General features: G+C 68.8%; 21 protein-coding genes. 6 read left to right on the forward strand and 15 right to left on the reverse strand.

Going from position 1 to position 23,443, the window contains the following annotated elements:
• Nucleotides 1–42: 42 nt before the first annotated feature.
• Nucleotides 43–1,050, reverse strand: a complete 1,008-nt coding sequence (locus IEW87_RS03905; protein WP_188710985.1) for a LacI family DNA-binding transcriptional regulator — start codon at nt 1,048–1,050, stop codon at nt 43–45.
• A 228-nt stretch (nt 1,051–1,278) separates the two neighbouring features.
• Here IEW87_RS03905 and IEW87_RS03910 point away from each other — a divergent pair, with 228 nt between their 5' ends.
• The 3 genes from IEW87_RS03910 to IEW87_RS03920 all read left to right on the forward strand — a co-directional run bounded on the left by IEW87_RS03910 (nt 1,279) and on the right by IEW87_RS03920 (nt 4,064).
• The gene (locus IEW87_RS03910) at nt 1,279–1,638 is read left to right on the forward strand and encodes an L-rhamnose mutarotase (RefSeq protein ID WP_188710986.1); all 360 of its coding nucleotides are present in this window, start codon (nt 1,279–1,281) and stop codon (nt 1,636–1,638) included.
• Between the two features lie 58 nt (nt 1,639–1,696).
• Nucleotides 1,697–2,860, forward strand: a complete 1,164-nt coding sequence (gene rhaI / locus IEW87_RS03915; RefSeq protein ID WP_188710987.1) for an L-rhamnose isomerase — start codon at nt 1,697–1,699, stop codon at nt 2,858–2,860.
• A gap of 220 nt (nt 2,861–3,080) precedes the next feature.
• Nucleotides 3,081–4,064, forward strand: a complete 984-nt coding sequence (locus tag IEW87_RS03920; protein ID WP_229730922.1) for a LacI family DNA-binding transcriptional regulator — start codon at nt 3,081–3,083, stop codon at nt 4,062–4,064.
• Between the two features lie 186 nt (nt 4,065–4,250).
• Here IEW87_RS03920 and IEW87_RS03925 read toward each other — a convergent pair whose 3' ends face one another.
• The 13 genes from IEW87_RS03925 to IEW87_RS03985 all read right to left on the reverse strand — a co-directional run bounded on the left by IEW87_RS03925 (nt 4,251) and on the right by IEW87_RS03985 (nt 18,792).
• On the reverse strand, nt 4,251–5,228 hold the full coding sequence (locus IEW87_RS03925) for a sugar ABC transporter substrate-binding protein (protein WP_188710989.1): 978 nt from the start codon (nt 5,226–5,228) through the stop codon (nt 4,251–4,253).
• Entirely contained in the window at nt 5,225–6,286 is a 1,062-nt protein-coding gene (locus IEW87_RS03930; RefSeq protein ID WP_188710990.1) for an ABC transporter permease, read from the reverse strand. The genes IEW87_RS03925 and IEW87_RS03930 overlap by 4 nt, the downstream gene beginning before the upstream one ends.
• On the reverse strand, nt 6,283–7,272 hold the full coding sequence (locus IEW87_RS03935; RefSeq protein WP_188710991.1) for an ABC transporter permease: 990 nt from the start codon (nt 7,270–7,272) through the stop codon (nt 6,283–6,285). Before IEW87_RS03935 ends, IEW87_RS03930 begins: the two co-directional genes overlap by 4 nt.
• The gene (locus IEW87_RS03940; RefSeq protein ID WP_188710992.1) at nt 7,269–8,771 is read right to left on the reverse strand and encodes a sugar ABC transporter ATP-binding protein; all 1,503 of its coding nucleotides are present in this window, start codon (nt 8,769–8,771) and stop codon (nt 7,269–7,271) included. Before IEW87_RS03940 ends, IEW87_RS03935 begins: the two co-directional genes overlap by 4 nt.
• Nucleotides 8,768–9,793: an aldose 1-epimerase family protein gene (locus tag IEW87_RS03945; RefSeq protein ID WP_188710993.1), complete on the reverse strand. Its 1,026-nt coding sequence runs from the start codon at nt 9,791–9,793 to the stop codon at nt 8,768–8,770. Before IEW87_RS03945 ends, IEW87_RS03940 begins: the two co-directional genes overlap by 4 nt.
• Nucleotides 9,790–11,055 carry a cupin domain-containing protein gene (locus tag IEW87_RS03950; protein ID WP_188710994.1) on the reverse strand — a complete coding sequence of 422 codons (1,266 nt, stop codon included), beginning with the start codon at nt 11,053–11,055 and terminating at the stop codon, nt 9,790–9,792. The genes IEW87_RS03945 and IEW87_RS03950 overlap by 4 nt, the downstream gene beginning before the upstream one ends.
• Before the next feature lie 178 nt (nt 11,056–11,233).
• Entirely contained in the window at nt 11,234–12,007 is a 774-nt protein-coding gene (locus IEW87_RS03955; protein ID WP_188710995.1) for a class II aldolase/adducin family protein, read from the reverse strand.
• Nucleotides 12,004–13,464 (reverse strand): rhamnulokinase, encoded by a 1,461-nt coding sequence (locus IEW87_RS03960; RefSeq protein WP_188710996.1) that lies wholly within the window; start codon nt 13,462–13,464, stop codon nt 12,004–12,006. Before IEW87_RS03960 ends, IEW87_RS03955 begins: the two co-directional genes overlap by 4 nt.
• Nucleotides 13,465–13,484: 20 nt before the next feature.
• Entirely contained in the window at nt 13,485–14,048 is a 564-nt protein-coding gene (locus tag IEW87_RS03965; protein WP_188710997.1) for an RpiB/LacA/LacB family sugar-phosphate isomerase, read from the reverse strand.
• Nucleotides 14,045–15,100: an ABC transporter permease gene (locus tag IEW87_RS03970; RefSeq protein ID WP_229730924.1), complete on the reverse strand. Its 1,056-nt coding sequence runs from the start codon at nt 15,098–15,100 to the stop codon at nt 14,045–14,047. The genes IEW87_RS03965 and IEW87_RS03970 overlap by 4 nt, the downstream gene beginning before the upstream one ends.
• A gap of 46 nt (nt 15,101–15,146) precedes the next feature.
• Complete coding sequence (locus tag IEW87_RS03975; protein ID WP_188710998.1) at nt 15,147–16,163, reverse strand: ABC transporter permease; 1,017 nt, start codon at nt 16,161–16,163, stop codon at nt 15,147–15,149.
• Nucleotides 16,160–17,668, reverse strand: a complete 1,509-nt coding sequence (locus tag IEW87_RS03980; protein ID WP_188710999.1) for a sugar ABC transporter ATP-binding protein — start codon at nt 17,666–17,668, stop codon at nt 16,160–16,162. The genes IEW87_RS03975 and IEW87_RS03980 overlap by 4 nt, the downstream gene beginning before the upstream one ends.
• A 71-nt stretch (nt 17,669–17,739) precedes the next feature.
• Complete coding sequence (locus tag IEW87_RS03985) at nt 17,740–18,792, reverse strand: autoinducer 2 ABC transporter substrate-binding protein (RefSeq protein ID WP_188711000.1); 1,053 nt, start codon at nt 18,790–18,792, stop codon at nt 17,740–17,742.
• 192 nt (nt 18,793–18,984) lie between these two features.
• Between IEW87_RS03985 and IEW87_RS03990 the strand changes: the two genes are divergently transcribed.
• Nucleotides 18,985–20,016, forward strand: a complete 1,032-nt coding sequence (locus IEW87_RS03990; RefSeq protein ID WP_188711001.1) for a LacI family DNA-binding transcriptional regulator — start codon at nt 18,985–18,987, stop codon at nt 20,014–20,016.
• 12 nt (nt 20,017–20,028) lie between these two features.
• On the opposite strand, the gene IEW87_RS03995 is transcribed toward IEW87_RS03990, so the two are convergent.
• Nucleotides 20,029–20,286: a DUF2442 domain-containing protein gene (locus IEW87_RS03995; RefSeq protein ID WP_229730926.1), complete on the reverse strand. Its 258-nt coding sequence runs from the start codon at nt 20,284–20,286 to the stop codon at nt 20,029–20,031.
• Nucleotides 20,287–20,304: 18 nt separating this feature from the next.
• Here IEW87_RS03995 and IEW87_RS04000 point away from each other — a divergent pair, with 18 nt between their 5' ends.
• Nucleotides 20,305–21,066 (forward strand): DeoR/GlpR family DNA-binding transcription regulator, encoded by a 762-nt coding sequence (locus tag IEW87_RS04000; protein WP_188711002.1) that lies wholly within the window; start codon nt 20,305–20,307, stop codon nt 21,064–21,066.
• Nucleotides 21,067–21,170: 104 nt separating this feature from the next.
• Nucleotides 21,171–23,207: a bifunctional aldolase/short-chain dehydrogenase gene (locus IEW87_RS04005; RefSeq protein WP_188711003.1), complete on the forward strand. Its 2,037-nt coding sequence runs from the start codon at nt 21,171–21,173 to the stop codon at nt 23,205–23,207.
• The last annotated feature ends 236 nt before the right edge of the window (nt 23,208–23,443 follow it).

Below are 23,443 nucleotides of genomic sequence, written 5' to 3' on the forward strand. Positions count from 1 at the left end.
TTTTTCAAGGCGCGACGGCACTCGCGAACGGCGCCCCGCGACCTACTCCCCGGTGGACGCGCGCACGATGAGTTCCGGTTCGAACTCGATCGTCTCGGGCACGCGATTCGGATCCTCGATGAGTGCCGCGAGGAGGTCGAGCGCGCGCGATCCGATGAGCTGCGCCGGCTGGCGAATCGACGTGAGCGGCACGACGGTCGACTGCGCGAACGCGATGTCGTCGTAGCCAATGAGCGCGATGTCGTCGGGGATCCGCAGCGATCCCATCATCACCAGGGCCTGCATGATGCCGACGGCGAGGAGGTCGTTCGCGGCGAAGATCGCGTCGGGGCGGTCTGCGGGTTTCCTCGCGACGATCGCGGCGCCAGCGTCGCGCCCGGCGAGCACCGTGAGTTGATCGGTCTCGACATGCTCGAGGGTGGCGCCACGGGCGTCGTCCACGGCGCCGCGCGCTCCCGCGAGGCGGTCATCGACCTGGCGAAGCACGTCGGGACGTCCGCCGACGAAGGCGATCCGGCTCCGACCCTGGTCGAGCAGGTGTCGCGCCGCGATGTCGCCGCCGCGCACATCGTCGACAGCGACCGCCGAGAAATCGGATCCGGGGGCGGTGCGGTCGACGAGGACGACGGGGATCCCGCGCTCGCGCAGTCGTTCGGCGGAGGCGAGCGTCTCGGACGTGGGGGAGAGGAGCACCCCGCTGACCCGCTGCTCCTCGAACAGGGCGAGGTAGGCGTCTTCGCGCTGCTTCCGCTCGTCGCTGTTTCCGAGCAGTACCGCCAGGCCGCGTTCTGCCGCCGCGTCCTCGGCGCCGCGGGCGACGTCGGTGAAGAACGGGTTGCCGGCGTCGAGCACGGCGAGGCCGACCGTGGTGCTGCGGCCCGCGCGCAGCTGTCGGGCGGCATCGTTGCGGACGTATCCGAGCTCGTCGATCGCCTGGCGCACGCGATCGACGGTCGTGGCGGCGACGGCGTCCGGGCGGTTCAGGACGTTCGACACCGTCCCCACGGACACGCCGGCGTGATTCGCCACGTCGCGGATGCTGACCGCCATCTGTCCTCCCGATCGCCTTCGAAGGATCCTATTGCACCCGACGGCCCCGTCTGTCGCGCCGTTCATTCGGTTCGCGACGCCGAAGTACGGCAACTCAGGTGCCGAACCGGGCGAACGGCCGCGCACGCCCGCCCACCTCCGGATCTGCCGTACTTCTGCACCGCGGGGTTGCTTCCCGCCCCTCCGTATGCCCATAATGAAACGATTCACAACGACGGAGGTGGCGACATGCCGACCGAACCGCAGCGCGTCGCGTTCCGGCTGAGGGTGAAGCCGGAGCTGCTCGACGAGTACCTGCACCGACACAACCCGGTCTGGCCGGAGATGCTCGAGGAGATCGCCGCCTCGGGCCGCCACAACTACTCGATCTTCCACCTCGGCGGTGGCGAGCTCATCGGCTTCTACGAGACGCACGACGACGAGGCCGCCAAGGCGTACCTCGCGGCGAGCGAGATCGCGGGCCGCTGGGAGGCCGACATGGCGCGCTTCTTCATCGGGCAGGAAGGTCGGCCCGACCAGAACGCCGAGACGTTCGACGAGGTCTTCCATCTCGAGCGCCAGCTCCGCGCCGCGCGAGCAACCGACTAACACCGACATGAACGCGGCCGACGTGGGCCGCGGCGACCGACAGAAAGGCTCCGCACTGATGGGCATCCTCCCCCAGAACATCCTGGACCAGCTCCAGGAGCAGGCGATCGAGCTCCCCTCGTGGGCGTTCGGAAACTCCGGCACCCGCTTCAAGGTGTTCGGCACCCCCGGCACGCCCCGGGATCCGTTCGAGAAGATCTCGGACGCCGCGCAGGTGAACAAGCTCACCGGTCTCGCGCCCATCGTCGCGCTGCACATCCCGTGGGACCTGAGCGACTTCGACGCGCTGCGCAAGCACGCCGAGGATGAGGGCGTCGAGCTCGGCACCATCAACTCGAACACGTTCCAGGACGACGAGTACAAGTTCGGCGCGCTGACGCACGAGGACGCCCGGATCCGTCAGAAGGCGATCGACCACCACCTCGAGTGCATCGACGTGATGGACAAGACCGGATCGCGTGACCTCAAGATCTGGCTCGCCGAGGGCTCCAACTATCCCGGCCAGGCAGACATGCGCGGCCGCCAGGACCGCCTGCAGGAGTCGCTGCAGAAGATCTACGCTCGCCTGTCGGACGACCAGCGCCTCGTGCTGGAGTACAAGTTCTTCGAGCCGTCGTTTTACCACACCGACGTTCCGGACTGGGGCACCTCCTACGCGCAGGTGGCCGCCCTCGGCGACAAGGCGCTCGTCTGCCTCGACACCGGCCACCACGCGCCGGGCACGAACATCGAGTTCATCGTCATGCAGCTGCTGCGGCTCGGCAAGCTCGGCTCGTTCGACTTCAACAGTCGCTTCTATGCCGATGACGACCTGATCGTCGGCGCCGCGGATCCGTTCCAGCTGTTCCGCATCCTCTTTGAGGTCGTGCGCGGCGGGGGGTTCAACAACCCGGACGTGCAGTTCATGCTCGACCAGTGCCACAACGTCGAGAACAAGATCCTCGGCCAGATCCGCTCGGTGCTCAACGTGCAGGAGATGACCGCGCGCGCCCTGCTCGTCGACACCGACGCGCTGCGCGAGGCGCAGGTCTCCGGCGACGTGCTCGCGGCGAACCAGGTCTTCATGGACGCGTTCTACACCGACGTGCGCCCCGCGCTGGCCGAATGGCGCGAGGGCCGGGGCCTGCCCGCGGATCCGATGCGCGCGTACCTCGACTCCGGTTACCAGGAGAAGATCGAGGCCGACCGGGTCGGCGGCCAGCAGGCGGGCTGGGGCGCCTAAGCAGCCGGGCCACGGCCGGCCTCACCCTGAGACCACCCGTTCGCCGTGCGACTACGACATCCCGTAGTCGCACGGCGAAACCGTAGTCGCGGGATCCGCGAGGCGGGGCGGACCCGCGGCGCCCGCGACGCGCCGCGGAGCCCGCTGTCGGCGGCGACCCGATAGCGTGGTTTCAATGAACAGCGACGGCCGAACTCAGCGAACAGTCACCATCCGTGACGTGGCCGAGCGCGCCGGGGTCTCGGCCGGCACCGTGAGCAACGTGCTCAACCGACCGTTCTACGTCAACTCCGACACGCGCGAGCGCGTGCTCGACGCGATCCGCGACCTCGATTTCGTGCCGCGGCAACGCGCCCGGCAGTACCGCCCCGGCCGGCTTCGCACCATCGGCATGGCCGCGGCGAACCTCTCGAACCCGTTCTTCGTCGACGTCGTGCTCGGCGCCGACGCCGCAGCCAGCGAACTCGACCTCGGCATGGTCGTCACCAATAGCGCCTACGACGCTGACCGCGAGAACCAGAACCTCGACCTGCTTGTGCAGCAGCGGGTGCAGGGCATCATCATCTCGCCGGTCGACGAGAAGAGCTCGAGCCTGCAGATGCTGCGCGACCGCGGCGTGCCGACGGTCTTCGTCGACCGCGTCGGTGAACATCACACGACCGCCTGGAGCGTCGTCGTCGACGACCGCATCGGCGGCAGGATCGGCGCCCAGCACCTCATCGACGCGGGGTATCGACGGATCGCGTTCGTCGGTCACCCGGACCGTTCTCCGAAGGTGCGCGACCGCGTCGACGGCGCCCTCGAGGTGGTCGCGGAGGCCGGCGGCGTCTCGCTCGACGTCATCGAAGCCGAGTCGTGGACGGTCGAGGCGGGACGCGCCGCGGGAGAGCTCATCGCGGATCGTCGCGTGGAGCGGCGCCCCGAGGCGATCCTCTGCGCGAACGACATGGTCGCACTCGGCGCGATCCAGGCGTTCGCGCGAGCGGGCCTGCGCGTGCCCGAGGACATCGCCGTCGTCGGCTACGACGACATCGCCTGGGCCGAGGTCTCCTCGCCCCGCCTCACGACGATCCGGCAGCCGCGCGAGCTTCTCGGCGCGACGGCCGTGCGTATGATCCGCGAGCTGTTCCGCCAGGACGCGGCGCAGCCCGAGAACAACCACGTGATGCTGCGCCCCGAGCTCGTCCTCCGCGACAGTGCGTAAGCACCCGGCAGCGCCCGGACCCGCAGAACAGCGCCCGGACCCGCCGGCACCGCATACGGATCCGCGAAACAGCGCACACCCGGATCCGCAGAACAGCGCGCACGCGGATCCGCGTCGCCCCCGAGAAACGCGAATGCGGGGCGGCCACAGTGGCACGCCCCGCATTCGCGCGGAATCGTCAGTCGATCAGAGCGCCGGCTCTTCGTCGGCGACGTTCTCCTCGGTGACGACGGTCAGCGGAATCGGGAGCCGCTCGTCGACCGTCTCGCCATTCGCGACCTTGACGATCGTCTCGAGGGCGAGCTTGCCGTCCTCGACGGGTGACTGCACGATCGTCGCGGTGTAGTGACCGGCCTCGATCGCCTCGAAGGCGTCCTTCTGGCCGTTGATGCCGACGATCGCGGGGATCTCGTCGAGGCTGCGCCCCGCCTCGGTCCATGCGTCGATGAAGCCGCGGGCCATCGTGTCGTCGTTCGCGTAGACGCCGTCGATGTCGTCGCCGAACCGCGTGATGAGGTCGCGGCTCATCTCGAGCGCCTTCTGCTGGTCGAAGTCGGCGTTGACCGTGTCGAGGACCTCGATGTCGGAGCCGAGCTCCTCGAGCTGCTCGGTGAAGCCGTCCGTACGACCGATCGAGGTGCCGTTGCCGGCCTGGCCCGCGATGATCACCACGTTGCCTTCACCGCCGAGCTCCTCGTTCATAGCGTCGGCCGACAGCACGCCCTCTTCGTAGACGTCGGGTCCGGTGAAGGACGCGAAGTAGCCGTCGGCGTCATCGCCCATCGGGGTGTTGATGAGCACGACGGGGATGTCGGCGTCCTGTGCCTGCACGAGGCCCGGCACGTATGCCTGCGGGTCGAGCGGCCAGAGCACGATGCCGTCGGGGCTGCGGCCGATGCAGGAGTTGAGCTGCTCGGTTCCGGTCTGCACGTCGAAGTCCTGGCTCAGCAGGGTGACGTTGACACCGGCCTCGTCAGCGGCGGCCTGGAAGGCCTCGTTGGCGGGGGTGGCATAGGCGTGCGATTCGGCTGCCGTGATGTAGCAGATCTCGAGTTCGCCGTCCGCGCCGGCGTCGCCGCCGCCTGCGTCTCCGCTGGCACAACCAACGGTGAGCAGGAGCGCGGCGCCGATGGCGGCGCTGCCGATCAGCTGTGGGGTTCTCATGGTGCGAGGGTCCTTTCGTCCATTCCTTCTTGGGTGGCTGTGGTGTCGCGTCGTGATCGCAGCCAGCGGCGGATCACGTTCGCGAGTGGTTCGGCGCGCCGGGCCTTGCCCGACACAAAGCGGTCGAGCAGGATCAGCAGCAGCAGGATGATGCCGGTCACGATGTCCTGGATGTACGCCGGAATGCTCTGGTATTCCATCGACGTCGTCAGGAACGCGAGCACGAGCAGGCCGCCGAGCGTGCCCAGCGCGGATCCGCGCCCGCCCTCGAGCCGCGTGCCGCCGATGACGACGGCGGCGATGCCGGTGAGCGCAGTCGTCTCGCCGAACACCGGGGATCCGGTGTTGACCGCGAGGCTCTGCATGATGCCCGCCGCGCCCGCCATCGCGCCACTGAACACGAACACCCCGAAGAGGTATCCGTTCGAGCGGATGCCGCTCGCGGTGGCGCTGGCCGAGCTGCTGCCGACGGCGAACAGGTTGCGGCCCGCGACCGTGCGACGCAGCCAGAGCGCCAGCAGAATCACGGCGACGAAGAAGATCAGCGCGCGCGGGCTGAACGTGCCGCCGACGGGGCGCGTCACCACGAGGCCGACGAGCGGATCCTCACCGCTGACCGGTCGCGAGTCGGTGATCGTGTGACAGATCGCGCGGAACATCAGCATCGACGCGAGCGTCGCGACGAGCGAGTTGACCTTCAGCACCACCACGAGGAAGCCGTTGACCGCGCCGCACGCGATGCCGATCAGGAGCGCGGCGATCGCGGCACCGGTGGCGCCGAGCACGGGCTGTAGCCCGATCGCGGCGATCCCCGAGAGCGCGAGAGTGGATCCGACCGACAGGTCGAGCTGACCGGCGATCAGCACCACGGTCAGACCGACCGCGACAATGCCGAGCGTGGCGACCCGGTCGATGCTGAGGCTCAGCGTGCGGAACTCGAAGAATCCGGGCACGAGGCTCGCCGCGAGGACGAACGTCGCCACGAGGATGATGATCACTCGGTACTGCACGATCCCGAGGAAGGTCGTGCTGTCGAAGAAGCGTTGTACGCGGTTCATCGTCGTCCTCCTCGTCGGCGCAGCGCCACATCGAGGGCTACTGCCCCCGCAATCAGGCCGCCCTTGATCAGTCCCTGGGGTTCGGTCGGCACACCCTGCAGCACGAGGATGTTCGTCAGCAGCTGCACGAACAGCAGGCCGCCGATCGCGCGCGGGATGCTGCCGAAGCCGCCGAGCAGGCTCACGCCGCCGACGACGACCGCGGTGATCGCGTCGAACTCGTAGCCGATGCCGATGCCGGGGCGTGCGGTCTGCAGGGTGAGCCCGAGCAGGACCCCGGCGAAGCCGGCGAGCGATCCGGTGAGGATGAACGCCGCCGAGCGGGTCAGTCGCACCGGGACCGCGCTGGCGCGGGTCGCGTCGGGGTTCGATCCGACCGCGTACGTCCAACGCCCCCACACGCTGCGCGAGAGCACCAGGTGGCCGATGACGGCGATAGCGGCGAAGATCAGCACGATCACGGGGATGGTTCCGAAGATCCGTCCGGTGAGGAACTCCTGGATCCCCTTGTCGTCGCCGTAGACGATGACGCCGCCGACCGCGGCCTGCGCGATGCCGAGCACGATCGTGCCGGTCGCGAGGGTCGTGATGACGGGGTTGAGCCCGGCGTAGCCGATCAGGAATCCGTTGAGCAGGCCGGCCGCCGTCGCGACGAGCACGCCGACGATGCCAGCCGCGATGCTGCCCATGACGGGTTGCAACGCGAGCACGAGGATCCCGCCGACGGCGACGGTCGCGGGGACCGACAGGTCGGCCATCCCGCGCGTGATGAACACGAAGGTCATCCCGACGACGATCACGCCGACGATCGACATATTGATCAGGACGTTCGTCAGGTTCGAGACCGAGAGGAACTTGTCGTTGAGCAGGCTGCCGACGATGATCAACACGACGATGCCCGCGGGCATGCCGATCCAGCCGATGGCGCGGCCGGAGCCGCGCTCGGCCGTGACCCTCGGGCCTGCTGTGGTGGGGGTGATGGTCATGCGCTCTCTCCCGTCGCGGCCTGCATCACGATTTCCTCTGTCGCTTCGGCGCGGTCGAATTCGGCGGTCACGCGCCCCTCGTGGAGCACGTAGATGCGGTCGCTCACGGCGAGCACCTCCGGCAGCTCGGAGGAGATCATGATGATCGCCACGCCCTGCGCCGCGAGCTCGCCGATGATCTTGTGGATGTCGGCCTTCGCGCCCACGTCGACGCCGCGCGTGGGCTCGTCGAGGATGAGCACACGCGGCTCCATCGCGAGCCACTTGCCGAGGACGACCTTCTGCTGGTTGCCGCCGCTGAGCGTCGAGACGCCGCGCTCCACGACGGGCGGCGAGACGCCGAGCGCCGAGACCTGACTCCGGGCGACCTCGTTCTCGCGTCGACGTGACAGCCAGCCGAACCGGTCCAGACGCTGCAGGGCGGCGAGGACGATGTTGTCGCGGATGCTGAGCTGCGGGGCGATGCCGTCGCGCTTGCGATCCTCGGGGACGTAGGCGATGCCGGCGCGCACGGCGCGCTGCGGCGTCGCCACGTTCACGCGCGTGCCGTCGACCAGCACCTCGCCCGCATCCAGCGGATCGAGGCCGAAGATCGCGCGGGCGACCTCGGTGCGACCCGCGCCGACGAGGCCGGCCAGGCCGACGATCTCTCCGGCGCGCGCCGTGATCGACACGTCCGCGAAGGAGGCGGTGCCGCTCAGGCCGCGCGTCTCGAGCACGACGTCGCCGATCGGCACCTCGCGCTTCGGGAACACGTCGGCGAGGTCGCGGCCGACCATCGAGCGGATCATGTCGGCCGGAGTCATGCCCGCGATGTCGCGCGTCTCGATGTGCGCGCCGTCGCGGAGGACGGTGACGCGATCGGCGAGGTCGAGAACCTCCCGCAGGCGGTGGCTGATGTAGATCACCGCGATGCCGTTCTCGCGCATGCGTCGGACGATGCCGAACAGCGAACGCGCCTCGTGCTCGCTCAGCGAGGAGGTCGGCTCGTCGAGCACGATGATCCGGGGGTCGCTCGCGTACACCTTCGCGATCTCGACGATCTGCTGCTGACTGACCGTGAGGGATCCGACCAGCTGCTGCGGGTCGATGCGGGTGTCGAGAGCGTCGAGCACGCGCTGGGCTTCGGCGAGCAGCGCACGGTTGTCGACGATGCCCATGCGCGACGGGGTGCGGCCGAGGCCGATGTTCTCGGCGACGGTCAGGTCAGGAACGAGGTTGAGCTCCTGGTAGACCATCCCGATGCCGCGGCGCAACGCGTCGAGCTGCCCGGTGATGCGCGTGCGCTCGCCGCTGAGCTCGATCGATCCCTCGTCGGGCTGGTGCACGCCGGCGAGGATCTTCATCAGGGTGGACTTGCCGGCACCGTTCTCGCCGACGATGGCGTGCACCTCGCCGGCGCGGACCTCGAGCTCAACATCGCTGAGCGCGCGGATCCCGGGGAACGTCTTACCGATGCCGCGCATGCGCAGCACCGGGGCGGTGGCAGTGGTGGTCATCGTCTCGCTCCGTTCGATTCGCTGAAGCGGAAGGACAGCGCGTAGCGCACGCTCGCGCCGGGGGCCAGGGTGGGCAGCGCGCGCTCGGCGCGAGCCGCCGCGCGGCCATGAATGTGGAGGAGGTTGGACGGCTCGAGCCCCATGACGTAGTGGCCCTCGCCGCTCATCTTCCACTGGTGCAGTGCGGGCAGCGTCGTGGTGTCGAACGCCAGCTCGCACCGGATCCCGAGCTCGGGGTTGTCGATGACGGCGGGCCCGGTCTCGCCCCGCATGTCGTGGAGGAACACCTGCTCGGCGTAGCCCGCCTGCGGCGGTTCGATCTCGTGCCAGCGCGCGGCGCCCGACTCGGCGGCCGCGTCGCGCGGGAGCACGCGCTTCGACGGAATCTCGAGGTTCGCGCGCTCGTCGAGCAACGGCCACCCGAGGTTCGCGTGGTACAGGATCATGTGGCCGACCGGATCCGTGCCCTCGTTCGTGACGGTGTCGACGATGCGCAGCTCGGATCCGCCGACATCGGCGGTGATCTCGCGCCGGAGCATGAGGTTCTCGCCGAACACCCGGGTCTGCCGCACCTCGCCGGCGACGCGGAGCGAACCGCCGGAGACCGACGTCTCCGTGACCGACGCCGGGACGACGCCGATCCGGCCGTGCATGGGGTACTCGACGCCGTCCTCGACGCTCGGCGGGCCGAACGTGTCGAGGCCACAGGTGGCGAGCAGTCCGCCGCCGAACGAGCGTAGCCACTCGGTGCCGTGGCTGTCGGCGAGGTGCGGCGACGACATGCCAACCGGCGACATCCACGCGACGGGCACGCCGCGGTAGGTCACCTGGCCGAGGTCGAGAGCGCGGTCGGGGTGGATGTCGGCCTCGAGGCCGCCGCCCGTGACGAGACGGATCCGGCGGGTGCCGCGCGCGGGCCCGTCATCCTCGGTGAAACGGTCCACGCGCGCGAGCTGCGCGAGGGTTCCGAGACGCCGACGCGCCTCGGGGGCCTCGCGCAGCACGGCCTGGACGTCGGTCATGCCTGCCCCAGCGTTCCGTTCGCGCGATCAGCCGCCAGCTCCGCGTTGCCGGGGCCGAAGTGCTTGAGGATCACGAGGTCCTCGGTGGGCGAGGTGTTGCGGATGGTCACGCCGCGGTTCGCCCCATCGGCGGTGACGAAGTACTCGTCCGAAGAGAACTGTCCGTAGCGGATGGACGAGATCGACGCGAGGTGCTGGCCGTTGATCTCGCCGATGCCGCCGACGGCGACGAGGCCGTACGCGTCGCGATCGGCAATCTGCGCGGATCCGCCCGGCGCGATGGTGAGCTCCTTCGCGCTGAACGCGTCGGAGCGGTACGTGATCCAGCGCTCGGCGTATGCTGTGCCGCCCTGAGCGCGCGACGCGGCGGTCTCCACCGGCGGCGTGAAGCGGTGGCTCCAGAACTCGGGGTCGACGTTGCGCTCCCAGTCGACGAGGTCGACGATGAACTCGAGATCGCCGTGCTTGTCCTCGGGGACGTCCTTCCACAGCAGCTCGTCGGCGACCTCCTTGTGGTTCGACCACGACTCGGTCATGGCGAACACATCGCACGCGGCCTGCGGCTCGTACGTGCACAGGCTCGCGGGAGCGTGCAGGATGCCGGCCGGCACGTCCCACCCGGTGCCGGGGGTGACGCGGTAGGCCTTCGACAGCTCGGTGATGCGGTTGTCGCCGCCGCGCAGGAAGCCCTCGAGCTTGTCGATGACCTGCTGGCGGGTGGTCTCCGGGTGCAGGCCGAAGAACGTGTAGGGGAACTCACCGGGGTGGTTGTTCATCTGCGGCGGGAAGTAGTACGCCTCGGGCTTGCCGGGCTTGCCGACCAGCGCGGCGTGCTCGTCGCGGTGGTGGATGTGGAACGGCAGGGGAGCCTGGTTGTCGAAGAACTTCGAGTACATCGGCCACGCGCCGTGCGTGTCCCAGTGGCTGCCGATCGCGGAGGTGCGGAAGTGCGCGATGAACTCATCGAAGGGAACGACGCCGCCGTCCGGGTCGACGGCGAGGCTGAGGCCCTCGAAGGGATCCGTGAGCGGGCCGTTTTCGGCGCGGATCGCGGACGCGAGCCAGCGCTCGTCGATGCCGCCGCGGTCCTTGGCGAGGGGGAAGTAGTCGTGCGGGTGCAGACGAAGGCGCTTCGCGGGCGTGCAGAACGCGCGGGGAACCCACGTCGGCGCGAGGCGCAGTACGCCCTGGCCAGCGTCCATCACACGCTCGATCGCCGCCTCCGCGGAGGTGACGTTCTCGTACGGTCCTGCCTTCGTCATAATCATCCTCGATCTGCGCGTCCCGTTGGCTGACTGCGCTGTTCATTGAACCATTAGGTGTTTCATTGAAGCTACCCGTCACGCCGACGGGTGTCAAGAACGCACCGAAGCGGCGGAAACCACGAGGGCCGATGCTCCACCTGCGCGGAGCATCGGCCCTCGTTCGGGCAGTGCCGGCTCAGCCGCCGGTGCCGGCGAGGCGGGTGCGGCGTTCGGCGAAGTCGGGGCGGTCGAAGTACTCCGACGTCGCCTCGCTGCCGAGCGGAGCGACGCCGCCGGCCGCGCGGGCGCCGAGACGCACACGGGCGCTCTTGACCGCCATCATGGAGACGGCTTCGGCGCCCTCGGCGGTCTCGGAGATCGCGACGATGCCGTGGTTGCCCAGCAACACGAGCGACGGCAGCTCACCATGCTCCTCCACGTAGCCCTCGAGGCGGTCGAGGAACACGCGGCCGAGCTCGAGGCCGGGCTGAGCGTACGGGACGAACAGCGGGCGGCCGAGGATCAGCAGTTCGTCGGTGTAGACCGGTTCAGCGAACGCGGTCGCCGCCTGCTGGCTTGCGAGCAGCGACACGACGTCGGTCGGGTGTGTGTGGGCCACGTAGCGGACGGGCGCCAGAGCGCGCACCGCCACGTGCACGAGAGACTCGACGGATCCCCGGACCGCCCGTCCATCGACCTCGCCCGCCGTGAGGGCGGCGGTGAGACGGTCCTGGTCGGCGGTCGGGTCGCGCAGCAGCTCGACGAGCGGCTCCACGGCCATCGACACGAAGTCGGCGCGCGTGGCCGAGCCCATGGCGGATCCCGACGCCTTCACGACGATCTCCTCGCCGACCAGCTCGCTCGTGTTCCCCTCCGAGAGGATCACGAGGTCCCGCGCGGGCTCCGCGAGCTTCAGGGTCAGGTCGAGCAGCTCATCGCTCACGGCCTCCGGGGCGATCCGTGCGCTCATCGCGCGCTCCTCTCCGCGCGAGATCGCGCGTCATCGTGTCGAGCGCCCGGCAGGTGCTGCCGTGGCGCGATGGTGCGGGTCACGATCGCCCGCAAGTCGTCGACGGTTCCGTTCACGGTCCCGGCGGTCCGGGCCTGCACGAGCAGGCTGCCCAGCGCGGTCGCCTCATTCGGTCCGGCGTACACGGGCACCCCGGCGTGATCCGCGACGCGCGCGCACAGCAGCTCGTTGCGCGAGCCGCCGCCGACGATATTGATCTGGGTGACGGGTTCGTCTGTGAGTCGGCCGATTTCGTGCGCGGAGGCCGCGAGGGCGTGCGCGAGGGACTCGATGATCGAGCGGACGATGGCGACGCGGCCCTGCGGTGGCGCGACGCCGTGCTCCTCGCACCAGGCCGCGATCCGTGCGGGCATGTCGCCCGGAATCTGGAAGCGCGGATCCTCAACGTCGAAGACGGGGACGGCGTCGCCCAGCGCGGTGGCGCGGGCGAGCAGCTCCGTCAGTTCGTCGGTGGCGTCCCAGCCGCGCAGCGTCTCCGAGAGAATCCAGAGCCCCATCCCGTTGCGCATCACGAGGTAGCGGTCGTCGAGACCGCGCTCGTTGGTGACGCCGGCGGCGAACGCCGCTGCTCCGAGCAGCGGACGGTCGCGCTCGACGCCGATCAGCCCCCACGTGCCGCACGAGACGAACACGCCTCCGCGCGACGGCAGGGGAGTCGCGACGGCCGCGGCTGCGGTGTCGTGGGCGGCGGTGGCGACGACGTCGATCGACGAGGCGAGGCCGATATCGGCGGCCACGTCGTCACGGATCGGGCCGAGCCGGGTGCCCGCCGGAACGACGCGCGCGAACAGATCGGCCGGGATGCTGACCTTCTCCAGCAGCCCCCGGTCCCAGTCGCCGGTCTCGGCCGACAGCAATCCCGTCGTCGAGGCCATCGTGCGTTCGGCGATGCGCTCGCCCGTGAACCAGTACGAGAACACGTCCGGCATGAGCAGGGCGCCGTCGGCCGCATCGATCAGGCCGCCCGACTGCTCGGCGACGAGCTGGTAGATCGTGTTGATCGATGCCGGCTGCACGCCGGCGCGGGAGAACAGCTCCTCCGGCGGCACGAGCGCATGCACCTGCTCGATCACCGCGTCAGTGCGCGTGTCCCGGTAATGCACCGGATTGCCGAGCAGGCGCTCGCCGCGCGTGAGGGCGACATCGACGCCCCACGTGTCGACCGCGACCGACCGGATCCCCGGATTCTCGGCCGCGGCCCGCGCGAGCCCGGCGGTCGCGTCGGCCCAGAGTGAGAGCACGTCCCACTGCAGGAGTCCGCCGACGCGCACCGGCCGGTTCTCGAATCGCGAGCACTCGGTCGCCGTGATCCGCTCGCCGTCGACCTCACCGACGATCACTCTGCCGCTGGTCGCACCGAGGTCGATGGCGGCGAACAGGTCCCCTCGTGGTGCCATGGACGAGCCGGCGAGCACCGTCAGAACGCGAGTGCGCGCGGCTCAGGACCGAGGTCCGCCTCGCGCGGCTCGACGACGCGGAAACCGTTCGCACGGTACGCCTCGTAGTCGAACGCTTCGCACTCGTCGTACCCGATGCGGTGATAGTCGTAGAACCCGTCCCAGTCCTCGTAGCCCTCGCCGAGCGAGTGCGAGAGGAAGGCGTCGGCCATCGCGCGGCCGAGGCGCGGTGCGATGTAGAACGCCCCCATCGCCATCACGTTGCAGTTGTTGGCGGTCGCGGCGCGCAGGGCGGCCGGAACGCTCTCGCAGACGGCGGCGTGCACGTGCGGCACCTTGCTCGCGGCAACGTGGATCCCCATGCCGGATCCGCAGAACAGCAGCGCCTTCTCGTACTCGTGCTCGGCGATCTGCGAGCCGACGAGGAAGCCGACCCGGTGGTACATGTCGGCGTCGTCGAGCGTCGGCGTCATGTCCTTCACCTGCCACCCGTTCTCGGTCAGGTGCGACTTGACGGCCTCCTTGAGGGGGAATCCGGCGAAGTCGGCGCCGACGACGACGTGGCGATCCTTGGCGAGCTTCATGTTCTCTGTCCTCTCCAGCGCAGCATTCGCATGAGATTTCCGCGCTTGTCCCATTGATTGATGACGATCACGATGAGCAGCACGCCACCCCAGATGAGGGGGCGGTAGAAGTTGCTCACGTCGGGGAATGTGTTCAGCAGCGACGAGAGCACCTGCAACACGATCACCGCGAGCACGACGCCCGCGAGCCGGCCGGTGCCGCCGTTGGGGTTGATGCCGCCGAGCACGACGATCAGGATCGCCAGCAGCGTGTACGTCGAGCCGTAGTCGGCCTTCGCCGAGTTGTAGTTCGCGAGCATCACGAGGCCCGCTCCCGCGGCGTAGACGCCCGAGATCGTGTACGTGCGCACGATGAGGCTCGTCGTCTTGAGCCCCGAGAAGTTCGCCGCGGTCTCATTCGAGCCGAGCATGTAGAGCTTCGTGCCGAACGCCGTGCGGTTCATCAGGTACCAGATGATGATCGCGCCCACGATGAAGACGATGAGCACCATCGGAATGTAGGTGGCGATGTGGCTGCCCATCACGTAGGCGTACTCGGGCGGCAGGCCCGAGATGGGCTTGCCGGCGCTGAGGACGAGCGCGATGCCCGTGAACAGCTCGAAGGTGCCGAGCGTGACGAGGATCGCGGGGATCTTCACCTTCGCGACGAGGACGCCATTGAGCGCACCGGCCGCGGCTCCGACGACGAGGGCGAAGACGACGCCCGCGCCGAGCGCGAGGTAACCGGTCGACGAGTCGGATCCGATCGGCGCGATCTTCAGCATGAGCATCGCGGTCGCGATGGAGGTCAGGTTCGCGGTGCCCACGACCGAGAGGTCGATGCCGCCGAGGACCATTGTCAGCATCACTCCGAGCGCCAGCAGACCGAACTCGGGGAACTGCATGGCCATGGCCTGCCAGGTCACGACCGAGCTGAAGTTCGGCCACTTCATCACGGCGAAGAAGCCGAGCAGCAGCACGAGGACGACGGCGAGGCGGGTGACGTGTGCGTCTTGGAATACGGTCTGCAGTCCGCGCGGCATGCGCTTCGTGCGCGTCATGGTGGTGGTCACGATGCCTCCTCCTGATGGTCCGCTGCGGTGCGGGGGGCGATGGCGGTCATACGAGAATCCCCTGTCGCTTCCTGGCCTTCGTCATCTGCACGGCCGAGATGCCCGTACCGATGATGATGAGCACGCCGAGCGCGACGCTCTGCCAGATCGTCGGGATGCCGACGAGGATCATGCTGTTCTGGACGATGACGATGAGCAGCGTTCCGAGCATGGCGCCCGTGAGGGTGCCGCGGCCGCCCGTGATCGCGGTGCCGCCGAGGACGACGGCGGCGATCACCATGAGCTCCATCCCGAGCAGGTTCGTCGGGTGCATCTGGCCCATCATGCTGGTGCGCACGAGGCCGGCGATGCCGGCGAGCACGCCCGCGATGATGTACAGCAGGAACTTGGTGCGCTTGACGTTGACGCCGGCGCGGGCCGCCGCACTCTCGTCGCCGCCGATCGCATAGATCGAGCGGCCGAACGTCGTGTACCGCATGACGAAGAACGCCGCGGCGACGATGACGACGAGCAGCAGGAAGGCCATCGGCAGGCTCGAGAGGTGACCCGTGCGCGGGCTCTCGGTGACGAGCAGCGAGGCCCGGCCGAACTCCGCCATCGCCGGCGGGATGTTCGGGATCTGCACGGACGAGAGCGCACCCTGCATGAAGCCGGTGAACACGTTGGCCGTGCCGAGCGTGATGATGAGCACCGGAATCGCGATCGTCGCTGTGAAGGCGCCGTTGAACGCGCCGAGCAGTGCCGAGATCACGATGACGATGAGCAGTGGCAGCCAGAGGCCGCCCTCCCAGCCCCAGTCGACGAGCATCCGCGTCGTCGCGTAGACCGCCAGGGAGGCGAGTGCGGGGAACGAGACGTCGATGCCGCCGGAGACGAGCACCATGTACGTGCCCACGGCGAAGATGCCGGGGACGACCATGGCGCCCGCGAGGGAGACGATGTTGTCGAGCGAGAAGAACAGGCCGCTGCGGGCCTGGATCGCGATCGCGAGGGCGACGATGACGAGCAGGATGTAGAACTCGTTCTGGTGCAGGACCTTCTGAAGCCTGGTGCGAGCCTTCATCGCGTCCCTCCTTCGATGGCGTCTTCGGACATGAGCTCGGACAGGCGCTCTTCGCTCGTGGTGGTCGGGTCGACCTCGTGCACGAGACGGCCGTCGCGCATCACGAGCACGCGGTTGCAGTTCTCGATGATCTCGGGGATGTCGTCGGAGATGATCACGACGGCGAGACCCTCGCCGGCCAGCTCACGCAGCACCTGGTGGATGTCGTGCTTGGAGCCGATGTCGACACCGACGGTCGGGCCGTTCAGCACGAGCACGCGCGGGTTCGTGGCGAGCCACTTGCCGAGCACGACGCGCTGCTGGTTGCCGCCCGAGAGCGTGCTGACCGCGTTGTCCGGATTCGGCGTGGCGATCTTGAGCCGATCCACCCAGCGTTGCGCTTCGGCGTCGACCTTCGAATCTTTCAGCATGCCGACCCGCGAGACGAACCGGTCGATGACCGAGATCGTGATGTTCTTGCCGATCGAGCGTTCGAGGGCGAGGCCCTCGGTGAGGCGGTCCTCGGGAACGTACGCCATGTCGCGCGCGATCGCGTCGCGGATGCTGCCGAGCTTCGCGTGTTCGCCGTCGACGAGGATCCGCCCGGAGTCGTGGGGGATGAGGCCGAACATTGCCAGTGCGAGCTCGGTGCGGCCCGAACCGAGCAGGCCCGTGATGCCGAGGATCTCGCCCGGGCGCAGCGCGAGGTTGACGTCCGAGAAGGATCCCTCGACGCCGAGGCCTTCGAGCTCGAGCACCGGGTCTGCGGAGATCTCACCGGGGCTGAATCGTGCCTCGTCGAACTCACGCCCGGTCATGTAATAGGAGAAGCTCTTGCGGTCGAGCTCTTCGGGCAGGCACGTGATGACGTGCTTGCCGTTGCGGATGATCGTGAACCGCTGGCTGATCTCGAAGACCTCTTCGAGCTTGTGGCTGACGAACAGGATCGCGACGCCGCGTGAGGTGAGGTCGGAGATGACCTCGAACAGGCGGGCGACCTCGCGCTTGGTCAGCGCGGTGGTTGGCTCGTCGAGGACGAGCAGGCGTGCGTCGTTCATGAGCGCGCGGGCGATCGCGATGAGCTGTTTCTGCGCGACCGGGAGCGCGTCGACGCGCGCGTCGAGGTCGATGTCGACGCCGACCTTCTCGAGCGCCTGCTCCGCCGTGCGACGCATGCGGCGCCAACTGACGAAGGGACGCCCGGAGGAGACCTCGGAGGTGAAGGCGAGGTTCTCGAGCACGGTGAGGTTCGGGAAGACCGAGAAGTCCTGGTAGATCACCTGGACGCCGTGCGCGATGGCGTTCTTCGGAGTGAGCGAGCGGTAACTGTCCTCGCCGAGCACGATCTCGCCGCGGTCGGGCGCGTGCACGCCCGAGAGCACCTTGATCAGCGTCGACTTGCCGCTGCCGTTCTCGCCGGCGAGGCAGTGCACCTCGCCCGCGGCGATCTCGAGCGTGATGTTGTCGAGCGCCTGCACGCCGGCGAATGCCTTGCTGATGCCGCGGAGGCTGATGATGTTGTCCAACGTGGATCCTTTCCGACGTCGAGTATCGGGGCGGCCGGTGTCCGGCCGCCCCGGAAACGGATCAGAACGGATCAGAACCCGAAGTCACCGACGTTGTCGGCGTTGATCTCGATCCAGCCGTTGCCCTCGAGGATCTTGTCGCTGCCCTCAGCGAACTGCATGTCCTCGTAGCCCTCGAGACCGAGGTCGAGACCGTTCTCGATCTCTTCGCCGTCGAGGATCATCGTGGCGAGCGAAGCCATCGCGTAGCCCGCGTCGGCCGGGTCCCACAGCGTGAGCGACTGGACGATGCCCTTCTCGAGGATGTCCTTGTTGTCGGCGGGCATGCCGGTGCCGCTCGCGAAGACCTCGCCGGTCAGGCCGGCCTCTTCGATCGCACGCGCGACGCCGGGGGCGTCGAACGAGGAGGTGCCGACGACGCCCTTGAGGTCAGGGTGCGCCTTGAGGAGCTGGCTCGCGACCTGGTAGGCGACCTCGCCGTCATCCTGCGACTCGACGCGGTCCTGCGCCTCGAGCAGCTGCATGTCGGGGTAGGCCTCCTTCTGCCGCTCGACGGCACCATCGGCCCACTCGTTGTGAGAAGCGTTGGTGACGTGGCCGACCATCGTCGTGTAGAGGCCCTCTTCGCCCATTGCGGCGGCGAGGTTGTCCATGATGAACGCACCGTAGGCTTCGTTGTTGAAGGCCTCGATGTTGTACATCGTGTTCTCCTGGCTGGCGCCCTCGTGGGTGACCACGACGATGCCAGCGTCGAGCGCCTGCTTGAGGACGTTCTCGATGGCGGCCGGGTCGACCGGAACGACGCCGATCGCGTCGACGTCCTGCGCGATGAGGTCCTGAATGACCTGCGCCTGCATCGTGGCGTCGGTGTCCGACGGGCCGCGCTGGTAGACGTTCATGCCGGAGTCCTCGGCGTAGCGGTCGACGCCCTCTTCCATGCGCACGAACCAGGGGTTCGTCGCGTCCTTCGGAACGATCGCGATCGTGTAGTCGCCGTCGCCGGCCTCGCGCTCGCCGCCGCCGGCGTTCTCGCTCTGACCGCCGGGGGTGCAGGCGGTGATACCCAGTCCGAGCACCGCGATCGCTGCGATCGCCGTGGTCTTGAAGCGTCGCTGCTTCGTCATAATGTCCTCCAAAGTCGGGATGTGAATTGCGGGTGAGCGCGACTTCGGAATTCTCAGGCGTCGCGCCGTTGCGTGGTACAGGGATTTGAAGCGCTTCATAAACTGAAGCGCTTTAATAGTAGCCTCGGAAAGTGGGATCCACAAGAAGCCCCCGCGTGGTGACGATGCGACGATCTGGAAAGGTGGAGTGCCATGGGAGGACACGACGACTCTGATGGCGGTGTCGTGCGCCTCCGTGACGTTGCGGCCTATGCAGGAGTGTCGAGCGGCACGGTGTCGAACACCATCAACCACCCCGACCGGGTGCGCCCGCACACGCGCAAACTCGTCAACGATGCGATCACCGCGCTCGGTTACGTGCCGAACCAGCAGGCGCGCATGCTCATGGGCGTCACGAGCGAGGTCATCGGCCTCGTGGTGCTCGACGTGGAGAGCCCGTTCTATATGGAGACCGCTCACGCGATCGAGCGCGCCGTGCGCCGGTCGGGTCAGGTCGTCATGCTGAGCACTTCTGAGGGTGATCTCGAGCGTGAGGCCGCACTGCTGCGTGTCCTCGCGGCGCAGGGCGTGCGCGGCGCCATGCTCGCTCCCTCCACCGCCGACATCGACACCTCGCGCTATCGCGCTCTGCCGCGCGCGCTGCCGGTGATCCTGCTCGACTTCGACGGCGGCCCCACGCACTGCTCGGTCTCCGTCGACAACTACGAGGGCGGGCGGCTGGCGGTGCGGCATCTGCTGGATCGCGGACATACCGACCTCGCCTACATCAGCGGGCCCGCTCACATCCGGCAGTTCGCCGACCGCGCGAAGGGCGCGCGCGCCGAGCTGCGCGCGCAGGGGCGGGATCCGGATCGGCACCTCATCGAGGTCTCGTCGCCCGGAATCGGCATCCGCGACGGGCAGGCCGCCGCCGAGCGGCTGCTCGAGGGGCGCCGCCCGACCGGCGTGCTGTGCGGGAACGACATGATCGCGTTCGGCGCGTATCGAGCGTTCGTCGCGGCGGGACTGCGCGTGCCCGAAGACGTCGCCATCATCGGCTACGACGACATCGATGTCGCGAAGGACTGGATCGTGCCGATGTCGACGATCCGTCAGCCGATCGACGAGCTCGGCACGATCGCCGCGCGCCTCATGATCGACCACTCCTCCGGGGATCCGGATCACGTGCACGAGCAGGTCGTGCTGCGGCCGGAGCTCGTCGCCCGCCGATCCACGGGCGGCTGACGGGGCAGCGGATCAGGACGCGAGTATCCCGGCGGCCGGGACGCCCTCGACCAGCTGCGGCCAGTGGATCCCCTCGCCGGCGCCGATGATGCGCCAGTCCGCGCGCGCGGCATCGGAACCGTTGGCGAGGCGGGGGAAGCGGACGAGCGATACGGCGATTCGTCGACCGTCGCGGAGGGTGACGGCCGCCGAGCGACCATGCGTTTGCCGTGCGACCACGTGATCCCGTAGTCGCACGGCAAAGTCGTAGTCGCTCGCGGGCGGGCCCACCCCGATACGCTCGAGATCATGTCGATGACGAGCTCGGTTCACGGGGAGCAGCGGCGCCGGATTCTCGGCGAGATGCTCGAGCGCGACGGCAGCGTTGCGCTCGCGAAGGCCGCCGCGGAGCTCGGGGTCTCGGAGATGACGATCCGTCGCGACCTCGCGGATCTCGAGGCGGCGGGCCTCGCGCGGCGAGTGCGCGGCGGCGCGACCCGGGTGGTCGGTCCGCGGTCGTTCCGGGATCGCAGCGCGCAGCGACGCTCGGCGAAGGCGCGCATCGCGCAGAAGGCCCTCGCGCTCGTGCCGGAGACGGGAGCAATCGCGATCGACGCCTCCACGACGGCCGGCGCACTCGGATCCGTTCTGACCAAGCACTCGTCGCTCACGGTCGTGACGAACTCGTGGGACAACGTCCACTCGGCGCGCCGCGCGGGCGTCGGTCGCGCGATCCTGACCGGCGGCGAGATGGATGACCTGACCGACAGCCTCGTCGGCCCGATTGCGTGCCGCTCCGCCGCGTCCTACGGATACCGCACCGTCTTCGCGGGCGCGAACGGCGTCGACGCGTCGTTCGGAGCGAGCGACGTCTCGCCCGAGGAGGCGCAGGTGAAGGTCGAGTTCGCGCGCGCTGCTGATGACGTGGTGCTGCTCGCCGACTCGACGAAACTCGGCAGCCGGGACCTCGCGCGCAGCTTCGCGTGGGACGAGGTGTCCGTCCTCGTCACCGAGCTGGATCCGACCGACGAGCGCCTCGACGAGCTGCGCTCGCGCGTCGAGCTGCGGTAAGGATCCGCCGCCCCGCTCGGGCGAGACCTCTTGCGCGAAACGTTATGTAATGTGAGAATTACAAGAAGTAACATTCTTCCGTCACCCTCCGCGTAAGGATCCACATGACGAACCCTGCCGTCGCAGACCTGATCGCCCGCTCGAATCGACTCGGCGCCGATCCGAAGAACACGAACTACGCGGGCGGCAACACGTCCGCGAAGGGCACGGAGACCGACCCCGTCACGGGCGAGCCGGTCGTGCTGATGTGGGTCAAGGGGTCCGGCGGTGACCTCGGCACGCTGACCGAGTCGGGCCTCGCCGCACTGCGCCTCGACCGCATGCACTCGCTCGTGAACGTCTACCCGGGCATCGACCGCGAGGACGAGATGGTCGCCGCGTTCGACTACTGCCTGCACGGCAAGGGCGGCGCGGCCCCGTCGATCGACACCGCCATGCACGGCCTGGTCGACGCCCCGCACGTCGACCACCTCCACCCGGACAGCGGCATCGCGATCGCGACCGCCGTCGACGGCGAGGAGCTCACGAAGAAGATCTTCGGCGACAAGGTCGTGTGGGTGCCGTGGCGCCGTCCGGGCTTCCAGCTCGGTCTCGACATCGCCGAGATCAAGGCGCAGAACCCACAGGCGGTCGGCACGATCCTCGGCGGGCACGGCATCACCGCCTGGGGCGACACCTCCGACGAGTGCGAGCGGAACTCGCTGTGGATGATCGAGCAGGCACAGGCCTACATCGACGAGCACGGCGCGGCGGATCCGTTCGGCGCCGTCCGCTCCGGCTATGAGGCGCTGCCCGAGGCCGAGCGTCGCGCCAAGGCCGCCGCGCTCGCCGCGACGATCCGTGGTATCGCCTCGCACGACGCCCCGATGGTCGGTCACTTCACCGACGTCGACGTTGTCACCGACTTCCTCGCGGGCGAGAAGGCTCCGGCGCTCGCCGAGCTCGGCACGAGCTGCCCCGACCACTTCCTCCGCACCAAGGTGAAGCCGCTCATCCTCGACCTGCCGGCCGATGCGTCGGTCGAAGACTCGATCGCGCGCCTCAAGGAACTGCACGAGGCGTACCGCGCCGACTACGCGGCGTACTACGAGCGCTACGCGACCGAGGACAGTCCGGCGATGCGCGGCGCGGATCCCCTCATCGTGCTCGTGCCGGGTGTCGGCATGTTCAGCTACGGCAAGAACAAGCAGACCGCGCGCGTCGCGGGCGAGTTCTACGTCAACGCGATCAACGTGATGCGCGGCGCCGAGGCGCTGTCGACCTACGCCCCGATCGATGAGTCGGAGAAGTTCCGCATCGAGTACTGGGCGCTCGAAGAGGCCAAGCTGCAGCGCCTGCCGAAGCCGAAGAGCCACCAGGGTCGCATCGCGCTCGTCACGGGTGCCGCCAGCGGCATCGGCAAGGCGATCGCCACCCGCCTCGCGGCCGAAGGTGCATGCGTCGTCATCGCCGATCTCGACCTCGAGAAGGCGCAGGCCGCCGCGGCCGAGCTGGGAGGGACGGACGTCGCGGTCGGCGTCGCGGCGAACGTCGCCGACGAGGCCGCGGTGCAGCGCGCGATCGACGAGGCGCTCCTCGCGTTCGGCGGGCTCGACCTCGTCGTCAACAACGCCGGACTGTCGCTGTCGAAGCCGCTGCTCGAGACCACCGAGAAGGACTGGGACCTGCAGCACGACGTGATGGCGAAGGGCTCCTTCTTGGTGTCCAAGGCCGCCGCGAAGGCGCTCATCGAGCAGCAGCTCGGTGGCGACATCATCTACATCTCGTCGAAGAACTCCGTCTTCGCCGGCCCGAACAACATCGCCTACTCCGCGACCAAGGCCGACCAGGCGCACCAGGTGCGCCTCCTGGCGGTCGAGCTCGGCGAGCACGGCGTGCGCGTGAACGGCATCAACCCCGACGGCGTCGTGCGTGGATCCGGGATCTTCGCCGGCGGCTGGGGCGCCAACCGCGCCAAGACGTACGGCATCGACGAGGCGGAGCTCGGCCAGTACTACGCGAACCGCACGATCCTCAAGCGCGAGGTCGTGCCGGAGAACGTCGCGGACGCCGTCTACGTGCTCACGGGCCCCGAGCTCAGCCGCACGACCGGCCTGCACATCCCCGTCGACTCCGGCGTCGCGCAGGCCTTCGTCCGGTAGCGACGGGCGCACGAGTACGGCAGCTTCGATCCCCGCCGCCCGCGGAGTTCCGCGTCGGTGGTCCGAACCTGCCGTACTTGTGCAGCTGCGTCGCCCGGCGTCGGGGTTGAACTGGCCAGTGGCGGGGGAGTAGCCCACCACCGGTCGGGGCCCCGCACGAGTACGGCACAATCGACTCACCCGTGCTCACCACGTCTCTGACATCGCCACACCATTGAAGCTGCCGTCCTTCTGCA

The sequence above is a fragment of the Microbacterium faecale genome, from assembly GCF_014640975.1.
Classification (GTDB): domain Bacteria; phylum Actinomycetota; class Actinomycetes; order Actinomycetales; family Microbacteriaceae; genus Microbacterium; species Microbacterium faecale.

Coding starts and splice junctions, on each gene's coding strand:
- IEW87_RS03905 (WP_188710985.1), bottom strand. CDS start 1,050: ATGGCGGTCAGCATCCGCGACGTGGCGAATCACGCCGGCGTGTCCGTG.
- IEW87_RS03910 (WP_188710986.1), top strand. CDS start 1,279: ATGCCGACCGAACCGCAGCGCGTCGCGTTCCGGCTGAGGGTGAAGCCG.
- rhaI (WP_188710987.1), top strand. CDS start 1,697: ATGGGCATCCTCCCCCAGAACATCCTGGACCAGCTCCAGGAGCAGGCG.
- IEW87_RS03925 (WP_188710989.1), bottom strand. CDS start 5,228: ATGAGAACCCCACAGCTGATCGGCAGCGCCGCCATCGGCGCCGCGCTC.
- IEW87_RS03930 (WP_188710990.1), bottom strand. CDS start 6,286: ATGAACCGCGTACAACGCTTCTTCGACAGCACGACCTTCCTCGGGATC.
- IEW87_RS03935 (WP_188710991.1), bottom strand. CDS start 7,272: ATGACCATCACCCCCACCACAGCAGGCCCGAGGGTCACGGCCGAGCGC.
- IEW87_RS03940 (WP_188710992.1), bottom strand. CDS start 8,771: ATGACCACCACTGCCACCGCCCCGGTGCTGCGCATGCGCGGCATCGGT.
- IEW87_RS03945 (WP_188710993.1), bottom strand. CDS start 9,793: ATGACCGACGTCCAGGCCGTGCTGCGCGAGGCCCCCGAGGCGCGTCGG.
- IEW87_RS03950 (WP_188710994.1), bottom strand. CDS start 11,055: ATGACGAAGGCAGGACCGTACGAGAACGTCACCTCCGCGGAGGCGGCG.
- IEW87_RS03955 (WP_188710995.1), bottom strand. CDS start 12,007: ATGAGCGCACGGATCGCCCCGGAGGCCGTGAGCGATGAGCTGCTCGAC.
- IEW87_RS03960 (WP_188710996.1), bottom strand. CDS start 13,464: ATGGCACCACGAGGGGACCTGTTCGCCGCCATCGACCTCGGTGCGACC.
- IEW87_RS03965 (WP_188710997.1), bottom strand. CDS start 14,048: ATGAAGCTCGCCAAGGATCGCCACGTCGTCGTCGGCGCCGACTTCGCC.
- IEW87_RS03975 (WP_188710998.1), bottom strand. CDS start 16,163: ATGAAGGCTCGCACCAGGCTTCAGAAGGTCCTGCACCAGAACGAGTTC.
- IEW87_RS03985 (WP_188711000.1), bottom strand. CDS start 18,792: ATGACGAAGCAGCGACGCTTCAAGACCACGGCGATCGCAGCGATCGCG.
- IEW87_RS03990 (WP_188711001.1), top strand. CDS start 18,985: ATGGGAGGACACGACGACTCTGATGGCGGTGTCGTGCGCCTCCGTGAC.
- IEW87_RS04000 (WP_188711002.1), top strand. CDS start 20,305: ATGTCGATGACGAGCTCGGTTCACGGGGAGCAGCGGCGCCGGATTCTC.
- IEW87_RS04005 (WP_188711003.1), top strand. CDS start 21,171: ATGACGAACCCTGCCGTCGCAGACCTGATCGCCCGCTCGAATCGACTC.